Origin of the sequence: Actinoplanes solisilvae (genome assembly GCF_003999975.1) — a bacterium.
Classification (GTDB): domain Bacteria; phylum Actinomycetota; class Actinomycetes; order Mycobacteriales; family Micromonosporaceae; genus Actinoplanes; species Actinoplanes solisilvae.
In genome coordinates, this window is the sequence record NZ_RJAC01000002.1 from 796,400 (window position 1) to 815,740 (window position 19,341).

At 71.1% G+C, this 19,341-nt stretch carries 19 protein-coding genes and 1 riboswitch; of the genes, 9 read left to right on the top strand and 10 right to left on the bottom strand.

All coding sequences use genetic code 11. The annotated features are described in order from the left end of the window. Window positions 1-38: 38 nt before the first annotated feature. The 4 genes from EER30_RS10685 to EER30_RS10700 form a co-directional block, all read right to left on the bottom strand. Window positions 39-440: an LPXTG cell wall anchor domain-containing protein gene (locus EER30_RS10685; RefSeq protein WP_164842272.1), complete on the bottom strand. Its 402-nt coding sequence runs from the start codon at window positions 438-440 to the stop codon at window positions 39-41. An 83-nt stretch (window positions 441-523) separates the two neighbouring features. Next, complete coding sequence (locus EER30_RS10690) at window positions 524-1,375, bottom strand: menaquinone biosynthetic enzyme MqnA/MqnD family protein (protein WP_127500159.1); 852 nt, start codon at window positions 1,373-1,375, stop codon at window positions 524-526. A 120-nt stretch (window positions 1,376-1,495) separates the two neighbouring features. After that, window positions 1,496-1,798 carry a type II toxin-antitoxin system PemK/MazF family toxin gene (locus EER30_RS10695; RefSeq protein WP_127500160.1) on the bottom strand — a complete coding sequence of 101 codons (303 nt, stop codon included), beginning with the start codon at window positions 1,796-1,798 and terminating at the stop codon, window positions 1,496-1,498. Continuing rightward, on the bottom strand, window positions 1,798-2,031 hold the full coding sequence (locus EER30_RS10700) for a ribbon-helix-helix domain-containing protein (protein ID WP_127500161.1): 234 nt from the start codon (window positions 2,029-2,031) through the stop codon (window positions 1,798-1,800). The genes EER30_RS10695 and EER30_RS10700 overlap by 1 nt, the downstream gene beginning before the upstream one ends. 202 nt (window positions 2,032-2,233) lie before the next feature. Here EER30_RS10700 and EER30_RS10705 point away from each other — a divergent pair, with 202 nt between their 5' ends. From EER30_RS10705 to EER30_RS10730, 6 genes are all read left to right on the top strand, one after another. Further along, on the top strand, window positions 2,234-4,228 hold the full coding sequence (locus EER30_RS10705) for a HelD family protein (RefSeq protein ID WP_127500162.1): 1,995 nt from the start codon (window positions 2,234-2,236) through the stop codon (window positions 4,226-4,228). Window positions 4,229-4,518: 290 nt separating this feature from the next. Further along, window positions 4,519-5,151, top strand: coding sequence for a transporter (locus tag EER30_RS10710; protein WP_127500163.1), 633 nt, complete (start codon window positions 4,519-4,521; stop codon window positions 5,149-5,151). After that, a complete protein-coding gene (locus tag EER30_RS10715) occupies window positions 5,148-5,474 on the top strand; it encodes a winged helix-turn-helix domain-containing protein (protein ID WP_127500164.1) in 327 nt (108 codons plus the stop codon). Before EER30_RS10710 ends, EER30_RS10715 begins: the two co-directional genes overlap by 4 nt. Beyond that, a complete protein-coding gene (locus EER30_RS10720) occupies window positions 5,471-6,349 on the top strand; it encodes an ABC transporter ATP-binding protein (protein ID WP_127500165.1) in 879 nt (292 codons plus the stop codon). The genes EER30_RS10715 and EER30_RS10720 overlap by 4 nt, the downstream gene beginning before the upstream one ends. Before the next feature lie 9 nt (window positions 6,350-6,358). After that, entirely contained in the window at window positions 6,359-7,099 is a 741-nt protein-coding gene (locus EER30_RS10725; RefSeq protein ID WP_127500166.1) for an ABC transporter permease, read from the top strand. A 50-nt stretch (window positions 7,100-7,149) separates the two neighbouring features. Continuing rightward, complete coding sequence (locus EER30_RS10730; RefSeq protein WP_127500167.1) at window positions 7,150-7,905, top strand: VOC family protein; 756 nt, start codon at window positions 7,150-7,152, stop codon at window positions 7,903-7,905. On the opposite strand, the gene EER30_RS10735 is transcribed toward EER30_RS10730, so the two are convergent. The 6 genes from EER30_RS10735 to mqnE form a co-directional block, all read right to left on the bottom strand. Further along, window positions 7,882-8,658, bottom strand: a complete 777-nt coding sequence (locus EER30_RS10735; protein ID WP_127500168.1) for an ABC transporter ATP-binding protein — start codon at window positions 8,656-8,658, stop codon at window positions 7,882-7,884. The genes EER30_RS10730 and EER30_RS10735 overlap by 24 nt on opposite strands. Next, entirely contained in the window at window positions 8,655-9,740 is a 1,086-nt protein-coding gene (locus EER30_RS10740; protein ID WP_127500169.1) for a FecCD family ABC transporter permease, read from the bottom strand. The genes EER30_RS10735 and EER30_RS10740 overlap by 4 nt, the downstream gene beginning before the upstream one ends. Continuing rightward, a complete protein-coding gene (locus EER30_RS10745; protein ID WP_127500170.1) occupies window positions 9,737-10,666 on the bottom strand; it encodes an ABC transporter substrate-binding protein in 930 nt (309 codons plus the stop codon). The genes EER30_RS10740 and EER30_RS10745 overlap by 4 nt, the downstream gene beginning before the upstream one ends. Before the next feature lie 100 nt (window positions 10,667-10,766). After that, window positions 10,767-10,824, bottom strand: a riboswitch (cobalamin riboswitch). 78 nt (window positions 10,825-10,902) lie between these two features. Then, window positions 10,903-11,211 carry a DUF4229 domain-containing protein gene (locus EER30_RS10750; protein WP_127500171.1) on the bottom strand — a complete coding sequence of 103 codons (309 nt, stop codon included), beginning with the start codon at window positions 11,209-11,211 and terminating at the stop codon, window positions 10,903-10,905. A 10-nt stretch (window positions 11,212-11,221) separates the two neighbouring features. Continuing rightward, window positions 11,222-11,650, bottom strand: a complete 429-nt coding sequence (locus tag EER30_RS10755; protein ID WP_127500172.1) for a hypothetical protein — start codon at window positions 11,648-11,650, stop codon at window positions 11,222-11,224. A 46-nt stretch (window positions 11,651-11,696) separates the two neighbouring features. Further along, window positions 11,697-12,866: an aminofutalosine synthase MqnE gene (mqnE, locus tag EER30_RS10760; RefSeq protein WP_127500173.1), complete on the bottom strand. Its 1,170-nt coding sequence runs from the start codon at window positions 12,864-12,866 to the stop codon at window positions 11,697-11,699. Window positions 12,867-13,057: 191 nt separating this feature from the next. On the opposite strand from mqnE, the gene EER30_RS10765 reads away from it, so the two are divergent. The 3 genes from EER30_RS10765 to EER30_RS10775 all read left to right on the top strand — a co-directional run bounded on the left by EER30_RS10765 (window position 13,058) and on the right by EER30_RS10775 (window position 19,265). Beyond that, a complete protein-coding gene (locus EER30_RS10765; RefSeq protein ID WP_127500174.1) occupies window positions 13,058-14,836 on the top strand; it encodes a C40 family peptidase in 1,779 nt (592 codons plus the stop codon). A 210-nt stretch (window positions 14,837-15,046) separates the two neighbouring features. Continuing rightward, window positions 15,047-17,008 carry a hypothetical protein gene (locus EER30_RS49590; RefSeq protein WP_127500175.1) on the top strand — a complete coding sequence of 654 codons (1,962 nt, stop codon included), beginning with the start codon at window positions 15,047-15,049 and terminating at the stop codon, window positions 17,006-17,008. A gap of 304 nt (window positions 17,009-17,312) precedes the next feature. Then, window positions 17,313-19,265 (top strand): DEAD/DEAH box helicase, encoded by a 1,953-nt coding sequence (locus EER30_RS10775; protein ID WP_240669932.1) that lies wholly within the window; start codon window positions 17,313-17,315, stop codon window positions 19,263-19,265. Window positions 19,266-19,341 lie beyond the last annotated feature (76 nt).

Below are 19,341 nucleotides of genomic sequence, written 5' to 3' on the forward strand. Positions count from 1 at the left end.
GGTGACACGGGGTGGCCTTGACGAACGTACGAAAAGCTCTAAAGCGTGGTGATCACTCGCCGGCGGCGGAAGAGGAAGGCCGTCGCGCCGCCCGCCAGAAGCAGGAGCGCGCCAGCCAGCGCGACCAGGCCGGTCGGTGCGCCGGTGATCGGCAGGCCGCCGCCCTGACCAGCGGAGTCACCCTCGTCAGCGCCTTCCTCGCCTTCCAGCTCTTCGAGCGGGAGGCAGTTGCGGTAGGCGGCGAGTGCGGTCAGGCCGAACTCGCCCGCGACGGCCACGCCGACCGTGTCGACGGCCTCGCTGCCGGCGTTCTGGATCGTGATCGGGAGGGCGGCCGACTCACCACGGCCGAGCTTGAGGTCCTTGATCGGCGCGATCTCGAGGTCGACGCCGCCGGTGGAGCGAATCACGGTCACCTCGGACGTGAACTCGCCGGCCACCGCGGTGAACCTCGAGACGGCCTGGTCGCCGGTGATCGCGACACCGATGGACAGGCTCGCACTAGAGCCTGCGCCCTCCTAGATCAAACTTCGGCGAAAACCGGGCCGTCCTCGGGCAACGGGGGCACCTCGCCGCGAGCCGCCGCACGCCGGGCAAACTCGCGGACGCCCGCGATCTGCCGCTCGCCGAGCGAGAAGTCGAGCGCCCGGAAGTAGGTCGCCAGGGTCTCGGCGTCGAACGGCTCCCACCGGGCCGCGGCCTCGGCGACCTTGTCGAGCTCGCCGAGGCTGAGGTCGCGCGAGCGCTGGAACGCCTCGTGCACGTCCTTGACCACGCCGGGGTGGGAGGCAGCGAAGTCTTTGCGGGCGGCCCAGACGGCGAAGACCATCGGCAGGCCGGTCCACTCGCGCCAGGCCAGGCCGAGGTCGGTGACCTCCAGGCCGAGGCGGGGCGCCTCATACATCGCGCGCAGGGCCGGGTCGCCGATCAGCACGGCGGCGTCGGCCTCGAGCAGCATCTGGTTGAGCTCGGGCGGGCAGCGGAAATACTCCGGCTCGGCCTTGAACTGCTCGGACAGCAGCATCTGGGCCAGCAGCACGCCGGTGCGGCTGGTCGAGCCCAGCGCGACCGGGCGGCCGTCGAGCTCGGCGAGCGGCCGGGTCGAGATCAGGTTGACGCTGAGCACCGGGCCGTCGCTGCCGACCGCGAGGTTGGGCAGCAGCACCAGTTCGTCGGCGTGGCGCAGGTATTCGACGAGCGTGATCGGGCCGATGTCGAGCTTGCCGGCGACCAGGTCGGCGCTGAGCTTCTCGGGCGTGTCCTTGTGCAGATCGACGTCGATGAGAGCGCCGGACCGCATCAGGCCCCAGTAGATCGGGAGGCAGTTGAGGAACTGGATGTGCCCGACCCGGGGGCGTACGGCGCTGTCGCTCATGATGCGACGCTATCCCTTGCCCCCGCAGCTTTACCCGCGACAGGAACCGAAGGTGGTTCACGTCGCACGAGGGGCCAGCCCTCATCCGCCATACCACCCATTCTTCACGGGCAGGGAAAATCAGGCTTCCAGGTCGTACGCCGCCGCGATGGCTTCGGCCAACTCGGGCTCCTGCGCCGGAAGCAGGAAGCCCACGCGCCGGCCGAGCGCCGACCGGGGAACTGTCGTGACGTTGTCGCAGGACACGACGGAGTCATGGTCGAGGCCATTCTCCTTGCCGACTGGCACCTCCGTGGAAAGGCCTCTGACGGTACTGGTAATCGGCGCGACAGTGATCGATTTCAGATAGGGCCGGACTTGCTCCCGCGTAAGAACAAGGACCGGACGGGTCTTGTCGAGCTGCGCGAGGTGAATCGGGCGCATCAGTCGATGTCCAGCGACTGCCCGCCGGCCCACTCCGCGAGATCGTCCAGGTCACCGCGCTCGTGCTCCGCCGCGTATATCGCGGCGTCCCGCTCGGCAGCGGCCCGCCGCCGATCCCGTTCGAGAGCGCGCACCACAACTGCGGCCCGGCTGCTCGCGGTGCCGGCTCGGACTTGGTCGTCCACGAATCCCACCAGGTCATCCGGTAGACGAACTGCGATCTGAGTAGTCATACCTAAACGGTACCGCGCTGGGATTAGATCGGCTACCGCGCTAAATTCAGTAGAGGTAGACGCGAGGGTGGCGTAACGTGGGCGGCCGCTTGACGGCCGTGGTGAGCATGCACCGCAGCGGACGTCCCCCGCGCCGAGGGCGACGGATCAGCCCCTTCCGGATACGCGAGCAGCCAGGAACCACCCTGCCTGAGGATGCACCGTGCCCACCTTTGACCTGGACACCGAACTCGCCGCCGAACGCACGCACCTCGCCGAGTCACGAGCCGCGCTGGCCCGCATGCGAGGTCGCGCCGAGGCCCTCTTCTCCACCGGCGACCGGGTCGCCGGTGACGCCTACACCGCCGAGCAGCTCGGACGGCACATGGCCCGCCGGGTCAAGGAACTTGCCGACGACCCCACCACCCCGCTCTTCTTCGGCCGCCTCGACATCGACGAGTCGGCCTACCACGTCGGCCGCCGGCACGTCACCGACGACGCCGGGGAGCCGATGGTGCTCGACTGGCGCGCCCCGCTCTCCCGCTCGTTCTATCGGGCCAGCGTGCGCGACCCGCAGGGCGTCGCGACCCGCCGCCGGTTCGGCTTCGTCAAGGGCGAGCTGACCAGCTTCGAGGACGAACACCTCGACCGTGGCGAGGAACTGGGCACCAGCAGCCGCATCCTGACCGCCGAGATCGAGCGGCCGCGCGTCGGACCGATGCGCGACATCGTGGCGACGATCCAGCCCGAGCAGGACGAACTGGTGCGCGCCGAGATCACCGACTCGATCTGCGTACAGGGCGCGCCCGGCACCGGTAAGACCGCCGTCGGCCTGCACCGCGCCGCCTATCTGCTCTATCTGCACCGCGAGCGGCTGCGACGCTCCGGCGTGCTCATCGTGGGGCCCAACACGGCCTTCCTCTCGTACATCTCGGCTGTTCTGCCCGCCCTGGGCGAGGTCGAGGTGCAGCAGGCGACCGTGGACGAACTGGTCGGCCGGGCGCCGGTGCGCGCGACCGACAGCCCGGCCGCGGCCCTGATCAAGCACGACGTACGCATGGCCGAGGTGCTGCGCAAGGCGCTCTGGAGCAGGCTGGCCAAGCCGACCGAGCCGATCATGGTGTCGGACGGGTCGTACCGCTGGCGTATCGACGCGGAACCGCTGCGCCGCCTCGTCGACGAGGCACGGCGCGACGGACTGCCCTATGCGGTCGGCCGCGAGCGGGTGCGGGCCCGGGTGGTCGGCCTGCTGCAACGCCAGTCCGAATATCGCACCGGCAACTCACCGACCGACGGCTGGCTGCGCAAAATGAGCAAGGTCGCCCCGGTGACCGGGTTCCTCGACGCGGCGTGGCCCGCGGTGACACCCGAGGCGCTGGTGGCCGAGGTGCTGACCGACCCTCCGGCCGGGCTGCTCGACGACGAGGAGCGGGCGGCGATCCGCTGGGCCAAGCCGCCCCGCACGGTCAAGGCCGCGAAGTTCAGCGCGGCCGACCTGCTGCTCATCGACGAGGCCGCCGGGCTGCTCGAGCGCGAGGCGAGCTTCGGCCACGTGGTCGTCGACGAGGCACAGGACCTCTCCCCCATGCAGGCGCGCGCGATCGCCCGCCGGAGCGAGCACGGGTCGATCACCGTGCTCGGCGACCTCGCCCAGGCCACCTCGCCGTGGGCCGCCGCCGAATGGCGCTCGACGCTCGAACATCTCGGCAAGCCGGAGGCCGCCGTGGTGCCGCTGACCATCGGCTTCCGCGTGCCCGCCTCGGTCGTCGCCCTGGCCAACCGCCTGCTGCCGGCGCTCGGCGTCGACGTGCCCGAGGCGGTCTCGCTGCGCCGCGACGGCGACCTGGCCCTGATCCCGGTGACCGACCCGTCCGATCTGGACGCCGAGACGCTGGCCGAAGTGACCGGGGCGCTGTCGCACGAGGGTTCGGTCGCGGTGATCGCGGCGGACACCGCGGTGGAACGACTGCGCGGGCATCTCACGGCGGCCGGCATCGACCACGCGACGCCCGACGACGTCGACTCCGAGGCACGAGTGACCGTGGTGCCGGCAACCCTGGTCAAAGGCCTCGAGTACGACCATGTGATCGTCCACGAGCCGGCCGACATCGCCACCGCCGAGCCGAAGGGCCTGAACCGCCTCTACGTCGTGCTGACCCGTGCCGTCTCGCGCCTCTCGGTCCTCCACGCGAAACCCCTGCCCGGGCCGCTCGGCTGACCGCGCTGTGCGCCGACCCGAACGCCGCAACTCGATCACCCGCCCATCCGCCTGACCAAAATCGATCGTTCGCTCATTCACTTGATCAAGCGGCCCTTCCATCCCGAACCCCCTCCCTCCCGGGGCAGGCAGACCATATGCCGCCGAGCCTGTCGACGCGTCGCGTTATCCACAGGCTCGGCTCGCTGTCCACAGGCCCGGCTCGCTGTCCACAGGCCCGGCTCGCTGTCCACAGGGCTGGCAACTTTGTGGCACAAAGTTCTTTGACTTTATGCGGTAAAGTTCTTTGCATGACCCCGATCGACGACGACGCCCCACCCGTCAACCCGGCCGAGTCACTCGCGCTGATCGCTCGCGAGCGGGCCAACCTCGGCCGCGAGCTCACGCCCGACCCCCGCCTGATGTTCTGGCCGTGGGGCTTCGCGTGGCTGGTCGGCTTCACGTTCTTCTTCCTGCGCTTCGGCCCCGACGGCCGGGTCATCGTCGACCTGCCCGCGTGGCTGCCGCTGCTGGTCCTGACCGCTCTGTTCATCGCCGCCGGCATCATCACCGGCGTCGCCGGCAGCAAGGTCAGCCGCCGCATCAAGGGCCCGAGCAACCGCCAGGGCCTGATGTACGGGTTGAGTTGGTCGATCGCCTTCACCGCGTTTTCCACCGTTTTCGCCCAGTTCAGCGGCGATCTGCCCGAGGCGCGGGCGGGCCTGCTCTGGGCCGGCGGCATGGTCGCGCTCACCGGCGCCCTGCACATGGCCGGGGGCGCTATCTGGGACGACCGCAACCTCTTCGTCCTCGGCGCCTGGACGAGTGTCATCAACATCGTCGGCGTCATCGTCGGCCCGGGGTGGCACTCGCTGATCGTCGCGGTGGCCGGTGGCGGCGGCATGATCGTCGCCGGCCTGGTCGGGTGGATGCGGCTGCGATGACCGACCAGAGCGAACCCGGCGTGACCGAGCTCGACCCCGTCATCCACGCCCAGGCCCGGCTGCGCGTCGTCTCCGCCCTCTCGGTGTTGCGCGACGACGACCGCATCACCTTCCCCCGCCTTCAGGAGTCGCTGCGCATGACCGCCGGCAACCTCTCCGTCCACCTGCGCAAGCTCGAGGACGCGGGCTACGTCGAGGTCACCAAGACCCACCACGGCCGTACGCCCGCCACCCTGGTGCGGCTCACGCGGCGCGGCCGGCTCGCCTTCGACGACTACACCGCGGCGCTGCGCGCGCTGCTGAACCCGCAGGAGGAGTCATGACCCTGGCCCGCGCCGTCGACGTGTCCCGCCACTATGGCGACAAGGTCGCTCTCGACCGGGTCTCGTTCGACGTCGAGGCCGGCGAGCTGGTCGGCCTGCTCGGTCCCAACGGCGCCGGCAAGAGCACGCTGGTCAACCTGCTCACCGGTATCCGGCGCCCGACGTCGGGCCGGGTCGAGCTGCTGGGCGGCGACCCGCGGTTGGCGGCCAGCCGCCGCCTGCTCGGTGTGACTCCACAGGAGACGGGCGTGCCCGCCTCGCTGCGCGTCGGCGAGGTTGTCGATTTCGTGTCCGCCCACTACGACAATCCGCTGCCCCGGGGTGAGGTGCTCGAGCGATTCGGGCTCACCGACCTTGTACGACGCCAGACCGGCGGCCTGTCCGGCGGTGAGAAGAGGCGGGTGGCGGTCGCGCTCGCCTTCGTCGGCCGGCCTCGCATCGTGTTCCTCGACGAGCCGACCACCGGCCTCGACGTGCAGGCTCGCCGGCTGCTGTGGGACGGCATCCGTTCCTTCCACGCCGACGGTGGCACGGTCGTGCTGACCAGCCACTACCTGGAAGAGATCGAGGCATTGGCCCGGCGGGTGGTGGTGATCGGGGGTGGCCGGGTGCTCGCCGACGACACGGTCGAGGCCGTACGCGGTCTGGTCGCCGTCCGCCGGGTCAGCCTGACGGTGCGCGAGCCGTTGCCCGAATTGGCCGGCGTGACGGAGACCGAGCGCGACGGCGACCGCGTACACCTGCTGACCGCCGACGCCGACCGCCTCGTTCGCGACCTGGTGACGTACGGCATCGCCTTTGTTGATCTTGAAGTGCGCCCGACCTCGCTCGAAGAGGCCTTCCTCGCTCTGACCCGCCAACCGGCTCCCGCCTAGGAGGATCCGTTGTCGTCGCTCGCGCTCACCCACGCCCGTTTCCAGCTCCTCGAGACCTTCCGCATCCCGATCGCCGTCTTCGGCAGCGCGTTCTTCCCGTCGGCGGCCATGCTCGCCTTCGTCGTACCGTTCGTCGGTGACAACGCCGAGTACGCGACCTACGCCACCGTTTCGATGATCACGTTCTCGGTGATGACGACCAACCTCTTCCAGCACGGCGTGGGCGTCTCGGAGGACCGGGCGCAACCCTGGGATCCGTACGTCCGCACTCTTCCCGCCGGAGCCCTGCCCCGCTTCGCCGGCCGCATCCTGGCCGGGCTGTGCCTGATGGCCGTCTCGCTCGTGCCCGTCGTGCTGATCGCCTGGCTGCTCACCGAGGCCACCACGACCCCGCTCGGCTTTGTGATCACCGCCGTGACGACCGCCGTCATCGCGGTGCCGTTCATCCTGATGGGACTCGCCATCGGCTATTCGATGCCGCAGAAGGCGGCCGTCGTGGTGGCCCAGGTGCTGTTCTTCCCGCTCGCCTTCCTGGGCGGGCTGATGACCGGGCCGGGCATGGCGCCGGGCATCGTCGAAGATCTGGCACCCTATCTGCCGACCGGTGGCGCGGCCCGGCTCATGTGGGCCGCGGTCGGCGACTTCCCCTACGACCCGGGCTCGATCATCACGCTCGTGGCCTGGACGATCGTGCTCGGAGCGCTCGCGGTATGGGCCTATCGGCGCGACGAGGGTCGGCGGTTCAGCTAGAACAACGACACTTAAGCCTGTCCAAAGGTGCACGGTGCGACGATGCGGCCATGACCCCATCGACACCCGGATCTCCTGCCTGGGTCGATCTCGGCACCGCCGATCTCGAAGACGCGCAACGGTTCTACACCGCGCTGTTCGGGTGGACGGCGGAGGTTTCCGGCGATTACGTCACCTTCCTCCGAAACGGGCTGCCGGTGGCCGGCGCGGGCCCGCTCTACGGGGCGGGCCAGCCGACGGCGTGGAGCACCTACATCCGCACACGCGACGCCGACGAGGTCACCGCCCAGGTGGCCGCGGCCGGCGGAAAGGTGCTGGTGCCGCCGTTCGACGTGCAGGACCAGGGCCGCATGGCCGCGTTCCTCGACCCGGGCGGCGCACCTTTCAGCGTGTGGGAGCCGGGCACGATGCGCGGCGCGGAGCTCTTCGACGTGCCCGGTTCGGTCACGTGGAACGAGCTGAACACCCGCGACCTCGATGGCGCGATGGCGTTCTACCACGCGGTGTTCGGCTGGCAGTTCCGCAACAGCTCGATGTCAGGCGTGCCCTACGTGGTGGCTAAGGTGCGCGAGACGCCGGTCTGCGGCCTGCAGCAAATGCTCCCGCAGGACTGGCCGGACGATGTCACTCCGCATTGGATGGTCTATTTCGCGGTGCACGACTGCGACGACGCGGCCGAGCACACGCTGGCGTTGGGCGGTGTCGTCGTGCAACCGCCGACGACTCTCCCCATCGGACGCTACGCCCTGCTGGCCGACCCGCAAGGCGGCCTGTTCTCGGTGTTAGGAGCGAACGGGCACGACTAGCGGGCCGTGCTCGCCCTCGATGACCCGCACCCGCACCCGGTAGTGCTTGGCCAGGTTCTCCTCGGTGAGCACCTCGCGGGCCGTCCCGGCGGCCACGACCGTGCCCTCGGCGAGCAGAACGATCCGGTCGGCGTACTCCCCGGCCGTGGTCAGGTCGTGCATCGTCGTCAGCACGGTCAGCGCCCGCTCCTGGCGCAGCCGGTCGATGAGCTCGAGCACCTCCTGCTGGTGGCCGATGTCGAGCGCGCTGGTCGGCTCGTCGAGCAGCAGAACGCCGGCCCCTTGAGCGAGCGCCCGCGCCAGGAAGACACGCTGCCGCTCGCCGCCCGAGAGCGTCTCGAGCCGCCGATCGGCGAAGCGCGTCACGTCGAGCGACTCGAGGACCTCCTCGACGGCGGCGATGTCGGCCACCGATTCCCGCCCCAGAGGTGCGATATAGGGCGTACGGCCCAGGAGCGCGTAATCGAGCACGCGCATCGCCGACGGGACCGTGGGCGACTGGGTCACCGTGGCGATCGTCTTCGCCCGCTCGCGCCGGTGCAGGCGGTCGACCGGGGTCCCGTTCAGCTCGACCGTGCCGGCGAAGGGCAGCAGACCGCCGATCGCCCGCAGCGCCGTGGACTTGCCCGCCCCGTTCGGCCCGATCACGGTGACCCACTCGCCCCGGGCCACGTCCAGATCGACGCCGTCCACGATCAAGTTCCCGTCCAGGCGTACGCGGAGGGCTTGGACCCGAATGGCCAGGTCACTCATGACGAGACCGCCCGGCTGCGCCGCAGCACCACGATGAAGAACGGCGCGCCGAAGAAGGCCGTGATCACGCCGATCGGGATCTCGGCCTGGCCCCCGGCGGTGCGCGCGAACAGGTCGGCCAGGGCCAGGAAGGCGCCCCCGAAGAGCACCGACAGCGGCAGGATCGAGCGATAGCTAGGCCCGGCCAGCAGGCGCATGGTGTGCGGCACGATGATGCCGACGAACCCGATCAGGCCTGACACCGAGACCGCGGCCGCCGTGCCCAGCGAGGCCGCCACAATCAGCAGGTAGCGGCTGCGCTGCGGATGCAGACCCAGCCCGGTCGCCTCCTCGTCGCCGACGGTCAGCACGTCGAGTTCGCGCCGCTGGGACAGAACGATCACGGCGGTCAGGACGGCGTAGGGCAGCACGATCAGCACGTCGTGCCAGCCCGCCGTGGCAAGTCGGCCGAGCAGCCACGAATAGACCTCGCGCAGCGTCTCGACGTTGCGCTGCAGAAGGTAGGTCTGCCCGGCGGCCAGGAAAGCCGAGACCGCGACCCCGGCCAGGATCAGCGTGGCGGGCGAACGGTCGCGGCCCCCGGCCGCCCCGAGCAGCCAGGTCATCGCGACCGCGATCAGCGCCCCGGCGAACGCGGCGACCGGCACCCCGATCGGCAGGTCGGAGGTGACGTCGCCGACGGCCCCGGTGCGCAGCGAGATCACCGCGGTCACGCCGAGGCCCGCGCCGGCCGCGACGCCGAGCAGGTGCGGGTCGGCCAGCGGGTTGCGGAAGACCCCCTGATAGGCGGCGCCGGCCAGGGCGAGCAGCCCGCCCACGAGCAGGCCGAGCACCACCCGGGGCAGGCGCAGCTCGGTCAGGATCGCCACCTCGCGGGTGGTGAGGCCGCTGTGCAGGTGCACGCCGGGCAGCAGGTTGAGCAGCTCGATCGCGACCCCGCCGGGCGGCAGCGAGACCGACCCGAAGGCCAGCCCCGCGATCGCCGCGACCAGCACCGCGACGATGCCACCGGCCAGCCAGCCGGCGCGCAGACCGGCCGGCTTGACGACGCCCCGGGACCGTCCCCGGAGCGCCGCGGTCATGAGGGGACCTTGGCCAAGGCGTCGGCGACCGAACGCACGAGGTCGACGGTGCGCGGGCCCCAGCGCGAGGCGATGTCGTCATCGAGGGGGTAGATCTGGCCGGTCTTGACCGCGGTGACGGTGCTCCAGCCCTTGCGCGCCGTGACGGTCTGCACCGACTGCTGGCAGCACTTCGTGTCGGCCAGGAAGACGGTGTCGGGGTTGGCCTTGACCAGCGCCTCCGCGGAGAGCTGCGGATAGCCGCCCTTGGATCCGTCCGCGTCGGCCGCGTCGGCCACGTTCTTCATGCCGAAGAGCGAGAAGATCGAACCCACGAACGTCTTCGAGGTGACCGTGTAGAGCGTCGGGTCGAGCTCGTAGTAGTAACTCAGCGGCGTGGTGCGGGCCGGCACGTCCTTGACGATCTTGTCGATGTCGGCCTTCATGCGGGTGCTCAGGGCCGTGGCCTCGTCCGCATGGCCGGTCAGCGTGCCCAGCTCGCCGATCTCTTTGTAGGTCCCGTCGAGGTCGGCTGCGGCCGGGACCAGGAGCACCGGGATCTTGAGGGCGCCGAGCTGCGACACGATCTTGTCGATGTCGTTGGAGAGCACCACCAGATCGGGGTCCTTGGCCGCGATCGCCTCGGCGTTCGGCTTGAAACCGGAGAGGTCGGTCTTGGGCGCGTCGGCCGGGTAGGTCGACTGGTCGTCGACCGCCGTGACCTGCGGCCCCGCCCCGATGGCGAAGAGCATCTCGGTGGCGGTCGCGCTGAGCGAGACGATCTTCTCGGGCCGCTTGTCGAGCGTGAGATCACCGACGGTCGCCGGGAAGGCCGCGGCGCTCGCGCTCGACGGCGGCGAGCTCGACGGCTCGGTGCTGTCGCCGCAGGCACCGGCGATCATCAAGGTCGACACCGCGACGAGGGCGGTGAGCAGGCGAGGTCTCATGAGGTCCTCCGGTCGGCCGGGTGCGTTTGCTTCGCCGACGGGAGACCGCCCGCGAGGCGCCCCTCCCCGGGAGCGCTGGTTCGCGACCGCGCTCAGGCGACCTGGCTCGACCCATGACGGGCCACACAGTTGCGGGACAGCGCCGGGTTCACACCGGCTTCGCTGAGACGCGGTCCCCGTGACGCTATCCCACGCTCTGCGTGATCAACCGGCTGGTTCCGCCGGGTTGGCCTCGGTCACTTCGCGCGGTCGGCGTCCGGCTCGACTTTGTCGCCCGCGCGGTCGCCCTCGGCGGCCGCGTCCTCGTCGCCGGCGAGCGCGGCGCGCAGCCGCTGCTTCTCGGCCGCGCGGCGACCCAGGGCCCCGGCGAGCTGCTCGTTCGTCTGGTTACGCCACTTGGCCAGCAGGAAGTACGACAGCACCATGGACACGACGATCGCGATCATGCCCGACACCAGGATGTTGAGCGGGAACATCGAGAGCAGCAGAAGGACCACCGCGAACAGGCCGACGCGCGCGAGCGTGTACTTGATGGCGGGATGCATGTCTCTCTCCTCAACCTGCCCGGTGGCTGAGCCACCGCAGGCCATAAAACCAGACCAGGCAATAGACGACAGTCAGAGCGGCGGCGCCGACCAGACCGCTGACCAGGGTCGGGAACTGGCTCGCCGCGAAACCGGCCAGGGTCAGCCCGGCGACCACGCCGAAGCCCGCGGCCAGCAGCACGACCACCACCCGCGAGGCGCCGAAACCCTCGGCCCGGAACTCCTCGACGAACAGCCACACCGGCAGGATGATCGCCAGCCAGCCGCTGGTCGCGCCGAACTCGGAGATGCGGGTCAGCGACAGGATCGCCTCGAGGATCAGCAGCAGGACAGCACCGGTCACCAGCCCGGCCAGGGCGGTGCCGAGCAGGTCACCGATCGTGCTCAGGCGTCCATTGGGGTCGCGGCGCGGACGGCGCGCACTCTTCGTGTCGGTCATGACAACCCGAGGGTACGCCAGCAGGCCGCGACCCTGATGAGCCGTGTCAGGCCCACACCTTCTGCGGCTCGCTGCGGCGCTCGGCCAGCGAGGGGGCGGGGGCGTACTCGCGGACGACCTCGTAGCGAGTGTTCCGCTCGACCGGCTGGAAACCGGCGTCCCAGATCAGGTCGAGCAGGTCGTCGCGGTGCATGGTGTTCGGGGTGCCGTACGAGTCGGCGTCGTGAGTGATCTTGTATTCGACCACCGAGCCGTCGAGGTCGTCGGCGCCGAAGTTCAGCGAGAGCTGGGCGACCGACAGGCCGTGCATGACCCAGAAGTTCTTTAGATGCCGCACGTTGTCGAGCATCAGACGGGACACGGCGAACGTCTTGAGCGACTCGGCCGGCGCGGCCATGGTCGTACGCTCCTGGATGCGGTTGCGGACCTTGCCGTCCTGCGAGTCGACGAAGTCGTGCTGGTAGCGCAGCGGGATGAAAACCGCGAAGCCACCGGTCTCGTCCTGCAGCTCACGCAGCCGCAGCACGTGATCGACACGGTGGCGAGGCTCCTCGATGTGGCCGTAGAGCATGGTCGCCGGCGTACGCATGCCCTTCTGGTGGGCCAGCCGGTGAATGCGCGACCAGTCCTCCCAGTGGCAGTTGTGGTCGACGATGTGCTGCCGGACCTCCCAGTCGAAGATCTCGGCGCCGCCGCCGGTCAGCGACTCGAGCCCGGCGTCCATCAGCTCGTCGAGGATCTCGCTCGCGGGCAGCCCGCTGATCTTCTCGAACCACTGCACCTCGGTGGCCGTGAAGCACTTGAGCTTCACGTTCGGCAGCGCGGCCTTCAGCTCGCGCAGCACCTTGGGGTAATAGCGCCAGGGGAGGCTGGGGTGCAGGCCGTTGACGATGTGCAACTCGGTGAGCTGCTCGTCCTCCATCTCCTTGGCCTTACGCACGGCCTCGTCGATGCGCATCGTGTACGCGTCCTTCTCGCCGGGCTTGCGCTGGAAGGAGCAATACGCACAACTGGCGCTGCACACGTTGGTCAGGTTGAGGTGACGGTTGACGTTGAACATCACCCGGTCACCGTTGAGCTCGGTGCGCCGGTGGTGAGCCAGCCGGCCGAGCCAGGCCAGGTCGTCGCTCGCGTAGAGCGCCTCGCCGTCCTCGCGGCTCAGCCGCTCACCGGCGTAGACCTTCGCCTCGAGCTCGCGTTTCAGCCCGGCATCCATGTGCGCCCCTCTCGACCACGTCGCCGTCGAGCCTACGTCCGGGCCTCGGCCGACCGTCTGGCGCGGGCCGCCGTTCGCTCAATTCCCAGCCTTCTTTCACCTGGGATCAATCGACAGGTGTGTCCATCTTGCTGTAAGTCTTTAGGGGGAACGGAACGCGGCGCCCCCACGCCGCGACGGACGGGGAGCACATGGCGACAGGACGAGTCGGTCTACGACGATCACGCATCGCGCGCCCGTGGTGGCGCCCGATCGCGTTCACTGCCGTTGCCGCCGCCGCCATTGCCGCCCTCTTCCAGCCCGTTCCCGCTCTGGCCGACCCGGCCAACGCCCCACAAGACACGTTCAACCTCGCCGTTCCCGACTCCGGGTCCCGGCCGACGGCGCTCGGCAGCCTGACCCTCCCCGGTCAGAAGACGCCCACCGCCACCCCGACCTCGTCGCTCAGCGGCGTCGCCCTGACCCCCGTGCTGCAGCAGGTCGAAAAGGGCCGCAACGAGATCAGCGGGCTCGGCGACCAGCTCATCCAGCTCGGCGAAGACCGCCGGCTCGCTGTCGAGCAAGAAACCGCGGCCAAGCTCAAATTCGACCAGGCCGCGGCCAATCTGCTGCAGGCCCGCTCGGCCGCGGCCGACGCGGCGGCCCAATCCATGATCGACGCCGCGGGCATGCCTCCCGGCGGCATCGGCGGGCTGTCCGACCTCGGCAACCTCGCGCGGCTGCAGCGCGGCGACGGCACCGCCCAGGCCATCGCCCGTCAGATCGAGCTGGCCCAGATCAACTCCCAGCTCGCGCTCGACGAGCACGCGCTGAGCGTCGATCGCAACGCCGACCTGGCGACGAAATACACCGCGCTCGACAAGCAGATCAAGCAGAAGCAGGCCGCGCAGCAGCGTCTCGAGGCGGCGCACGCCCCCGAGATCCGGGCTGCCGAGGCCCGCCAGGCCGGCGTCGACAGCGCTCTCGGCACGGGTTACCTCGCCGGCTCCGAGGCCGGGCGCAGTGCCGACGCGCGGGCCATCCGGGCGCTCAAGTTCGCGCTCGCCCAGCGTGGCGACCCATACGTCTGGTCCGAGGAAGGCCCCGACCAGTACGACTGCTCCGGCCTGATGTGGGCGGCCTACCGCGACGCCGGCTTCCAGCTACGCCGCGTCTCCCGCGACCAGTACGACCAGACCAGCGACCGGGTCGTGTCGCGCTACTCCCTGCTCCCGGGTGACCTGCTGTTCTTCAGCTACTCGAACAGCTGGCGTGACATCCACCACGTCGCAATGTACGCAGGCGTCTACAACGGCGTGGCCATGATGGTCGAGGCCCCTCGCACGGGTCTCAACGTGCGGCTCACGCCGGTGCGGTGGTCGCGGCTGTTCCAGGCGACCCGGGTCTTCGGCTCGATCGAGGGCGTCGTGCAGGGCCCCGAGCTGAACGCCCCCGACCCCGAGCCGCCGTCGACGCCGGACAACCCGCGTCCGCCGACCAAGCCGACGAAGCCGCCGACCACCAGCCGGCCGCCGACGAGCCCGTCGACGTCGCCTTCGACCTCGACGTCGCCGTCCACCTCGACGTCCCCGTCCACCTCGACGTCGCCTTCGACCTCGACCTCGCCGTCCACCTCGACGTCGCCTTCGACCTCGACCTCGCCGTCCACCTCGACGTCCCCGTCCACCTCGACCTCGCCGTCGACCCCGACGACGACGTCGAACCCGCCGGCCGAGACGCCCAAGCCGACCACCGACCCGCCCGACAGCGAGCCGACGTCGACCAGGTCGACCAGCACCGGCTCCCCCGACAACTCCCCGTCCGAGGACGACACCGAGGACTCGAGCCCGTCGAACGGCACGACCAGCTCGAAGGCCACCTCCAGTGACTCCACCCCGTCGGGTGGTTCGAGCTCGTCGTCCAAGAAGCCGGCCACGTCCGAGTCGACCAAGTCGTCACCCGAGTCGTCTTCGTCCTCCTCCGGCTCCTGACGCCCCCTCGCGGCCGCCAAGTACGCTTCGGCCGCGCAGGACAGGGCCGTCTCCACCGAGAGGCGCTCGAATTTCGTCTTTCCGGTGGTCAGCGGCGACTCCCGGGCGGGGGCCGGTTGATGCCGGGTGTGCTGACGCGCACGGATATGGCACGGTTATGTGCAGCGCCCGACGACCGAATCCGTCGGCACGCGGCGGTCTGGAGGATCCATGGACGAGCGGCAGGCGAAACCGGACAACGACGGCAGTGAGCCGCCGTCTTCGGGGACGTCGGCGAGCGGCGACCAGGATGCGTACGCTCCCCCGCCCCCGCCCGCACGAGGCGCTTTGTGGGCCACCCAGCCGTCGTCGAGCGGGAGCTCCGGCACCGCCTCGGTGAAGGCGACCGGTCCGGCCTCGGAGGCCGACGCTGCTTCGTCGCCCGAGGGTGCTGAGCCCAAGGCTGTCGGTTCGGCCCGGCCGGTGAGCCCCGCGGGCTCCGGTCTCGTGCCCGAGCGGGTCGACGGCTCGGGCCGGCGTCTGCCGACGACGCTGGGCTCCGGCGCCGCCCGCGCCAGCGTGCCCGGCTCCGGCAGCTCCGATTCCTCCGGCCCGGCGGCGAGTTCCTCCAGCCCGGCGGCGAGTTCCTCCGGCCGCGCGGCGAGCGAGGCGACGGTCTACGGCAGCAAGCCGGCCGACGATGCCAAGCCGGCCGAGCAGCCGTTCGAAGCCTTCGGCGCCAAGGTGGTCACCCCGACTGTCGTCGCCTCGGCGCCTGTCTCGGCCGCGCCTTCCGCGCCGATCGTGGCACCGGCACCGGCACCGGCACCGGCTCCGGGCGAGGAGAGCCGCTCGGTCGTGGCCCGGGCCAAGGTGTCGCCACCTCAGGCCACCGCTCCGAAGCCCGGCCCCGGCGAGCCGCAGCCGTCCGAGCCGCAGCCGTCCGAGCCGAAACCCGCCGAGCCGCAGCCCGGCGACCCCGCCCCGGCCGAGCCCGAGCCCGGCAAGCCCGAGCCGGGCGACCCTGAGCCCGAGCGGCCCGAGCCCGGCAAGCCCACGCCGCCGGCCCCGGTGCCCACGCCGCCGTCGCGCCCCGAGCCCGGCAAGCCCGATCCGTCGAGCCCCGAGCCCGGCCCGATCCAGCCTCCCGACCCGTTCCCGGCCCCGCCGGCGCCCGGCCCGTTCCCGGCACCCACCCCGGGCCCCTTCCCGACGCCCGGCCCCACACCCGGCCCGGTTCCGCCCGGGCCCGGCCCGTCTCCCGTTCCGCCGGGCCCGGGCCCCTCGCCCGTACCCCCGGGCCCGGGCCCCTCGCCCGTACCGCCCGGCCCCGGCCCGTCCCCGGTGCCGCCGGGTCCTTCGCCGAGCCCCGTCCCGGGCCCCCCGCCGCCGATCGTGCCCCCGCCGCCGATGATCTCCTCGGCGTCGAGCGGCCTGCCGTCCTACACCGTGCCGCCTGCCACCGGCGGTCGTTCCGCGCCGGCCACGACCCCGTTCGGGGTCGTCGAGTCGGCTTCCGGCCGCCCGCCGACCGGAGCGAGTTCCCCTCGCCCGTTCGGCGCCCCGCCGCGGTCCCAGTCGGCTCCGCCCCCGCGGTCCGAGCCGGTTCCGTCCGCCCGGTCCGGTGCCCCGGCCTATCCGCCCGGCTTCGATCCCGAGCCGACGGTGGCCGTGCGCCCCTCCGACCCCGACCTGACGATCGCGGTCCGTCCCGGCGACCCCGACCCGACGATCGCCGTACGCCCGGGCGACCCCGACCTGACGATCGCCGTGCGCCCCGGCGACCCCGACCCGACGATCGTCGTCCGCCCGACCGGCAACCCGGCTTCCGGCGCGCGGCCCGATTCGGCGCCGGCTACCCAGGTCAGCGCCCCGGCCTACCCGCCCGGCTTCGACCCGACGGTCTCCGTGCCTCACCAGCGCATGCATGGCACGGTCTACGGCACCGGCGGCTACGAGACGATCGACGCCACGATGCCGGTGTCGATGAACCCGGTCGAGACGTCCGGTTCACTGACCGGGCACATCCTGGCCCAGGGCTGGCGTGACGAGGTCGTCGACCGGCGTCGCGGCAATCTGAAGGTCGCGATCGCCATGCTGGTCGTCCTCGGCCTGCTCGTCACGGTGAGCATCGTCTTCCTGCTCACCGCCGGAAACTCGTTCAGCGACTGGATCGGCGGGATCTTCTCGTGACGCGGCGCACCCGATTCATCGGGTGCCCGATTTGGTGAGACGCCGAGCTTGACCTAAGCTTGCCGGGTTTGCGTGACGACCTTTCAAGCTCCTCATGCAAGCGCGCGGTGGTGGGTGAGCCTGCCCACTAGCAGCGCGGAATGCGGTCGGCGCGCCGAACGTTGAGCCGTACACTTATGACAGTTGTTGACGCGGCGTGCCCTTGCGGAGCACGCCACGGGCGTTCTTGCGGGCATTACAGCGGCCGGCTCTCGGTAGCCGCGGCGGGCCATTCGCGAGCATGCGCCCCCGTAGAGAGGTTCTCTTGACCACTTTCGCTGATCCCAGCACGTTCCCGTCCGTCTTCGAAAACCGTTCTGACTCCGAGGCCGCCACCGAGCAGCCCACCCCCGAGACCACTGAGACCGTGGTCGTCGTGGCTCCGGCCGACACGACTCCCGTGGCGGCCGACCTGACCGACGAGGGTGCCGAGACCTCCGACGCCGAGGTCGCCGACGAGCCGGCCGAGGCGCCGGCCGTCTTCCCGAGCTTCGCCGAGCTGGGCGTTCCCGCCGAGCTGGTGCGCGTCCTCAGTCGTGAGGGCATCACCACCCCGTTCGAGATCCAGGCCGCGACCATGCCCGACGCGCTGGCCGGTCGCGACGTTCTCGGCCGTGGCCAGACCGGCTCCGGCAAGACCCTGGCGTTCGGCCTGCCGCTGCTGGCCCGCGTCTCGCAGGGCGGCCGCGCCCGCCCGCACCACCCCAAGGCCCTGATCCTGGTGCCGACGCGTGAGCTGGCCATGCAGGTCGCCGACGCGCTGATGCCGCTGGGCCGTTCGGTCGGCGTCTTCCTGAAGACCGCCGTCGGCGGCGTCCCGTACGACCGTCAGATGGACGCGCTGCGCCGCGGCGTCGAGGTCATGGTCGCCACTCCGGGCCGCCTCGGCGACCTGATCGAGCGGGGCGCGTGCAAGCTCGACGACATCGAGATCACCGTCCTCGACGAGGCCGACCAGATGGCCGACATGGGCTTCCTGCCCGAGGTCACCGAGCTGCTGGCCAAGACTCCGGCGGAGTCGCAGCGGCTGCTGTTCTCGGCCACCCTCGACGGTGACGTCGACACGCTGGTCAAGCGGTTCATGCACGACCCGGTCACGCACTCGACGGCTCCGGCCGAGGCGAGCGTGTCCACGATGGATCACCACCTGCTGCTGATCCCGCCGCACGACAAGTTCCCGATCGCCGCCTCGATCGCCAACCGGGAGGGCAAGACCATCGTCTTCGCCCGCACCCAGATGGGCGTCGACCGGCTGGTCGAGCAGCTCCGTCAGGTCGGCGTCCGCGCCGGTGGCCTGCACGGCGGCAAGACCCAGCGGGTCCGCACCCGCACGCTTGCCGAGTTCAAGGAGGGCCGCACCAGCGTCCTCGTCGCGACCGACGTTGCCGCCCGCGGCATCCACGTCGACGGCATCTCGCTGGTCATGCACGTCGACCCGCCGAAGGACCCGAAGGACTACCTGCACCGGGCTGGTCGCACCGCCCGGGCCGGCGAGTCCGGCGCCGTCGTCACGCTGGTTCTGCCCAAGCAGCGCCGCAGCACCCAGGCCATGATGTCGAAGGCCGGCGTCTCGCCGGACGAGACCCGCGTGCGCACGGGTGACGAGAAGCTGACCGAGATCACCGGTGCCCGTGAGCCGAGCGGTGTGCCCGTGGTCGACGAGCCGGAGCCCCGCCGCGAGCGTGGCGACCGGCCGCGTGGCCGCTTCGGCGACCGCGACCGCCCGCGTGGCTCGTACGGCGACCGCCCCCGCGGTGACCGTCCGCAGCGTTCGTACGGTGACCGTCCGCAGCGTTCGTTCGACGACCGGCCCGGCAGTGACCGTCCGCAACGGTCCTACGGTGACCGGCCGGCCGGCGACCGCGGTGGCTACGGCGACCGCGCTCGCGGTGACCGTCCGCAGCGTCCGTACGGCGACCGTCCCGAGCGGGGCGGCTACGGCGACCGGCCGGCGAGCGGCGACCGCGGTGGCTACGGCGACCGCGCCGCGTCCGGCGACCGGGGTGGTTACCGCGGTGGCTTCGCCGCCGGTGGCGACCGGCCCCGCGACGACCGTGGTGGCTTCGCCGGTGGCGGCGAGCGGCCCCGTGACGACCGTGGTTTCGGCCGTAACGGCGAGCGGGCCGGCGGCTTCCGTCGCGACACCGGCCAGCGCAACGACCGCCGCGAGGGGCCCTCGGACCGCTTCGGCACCCCGCGCCCGGCTCGCTCGTACTGAGGCAACCTGAGCTAGACGCACGATGAGACGCCCGGCACTGCGAAGTGCCGGGCGTCTGCTTTTCCGGGGCGCTTCG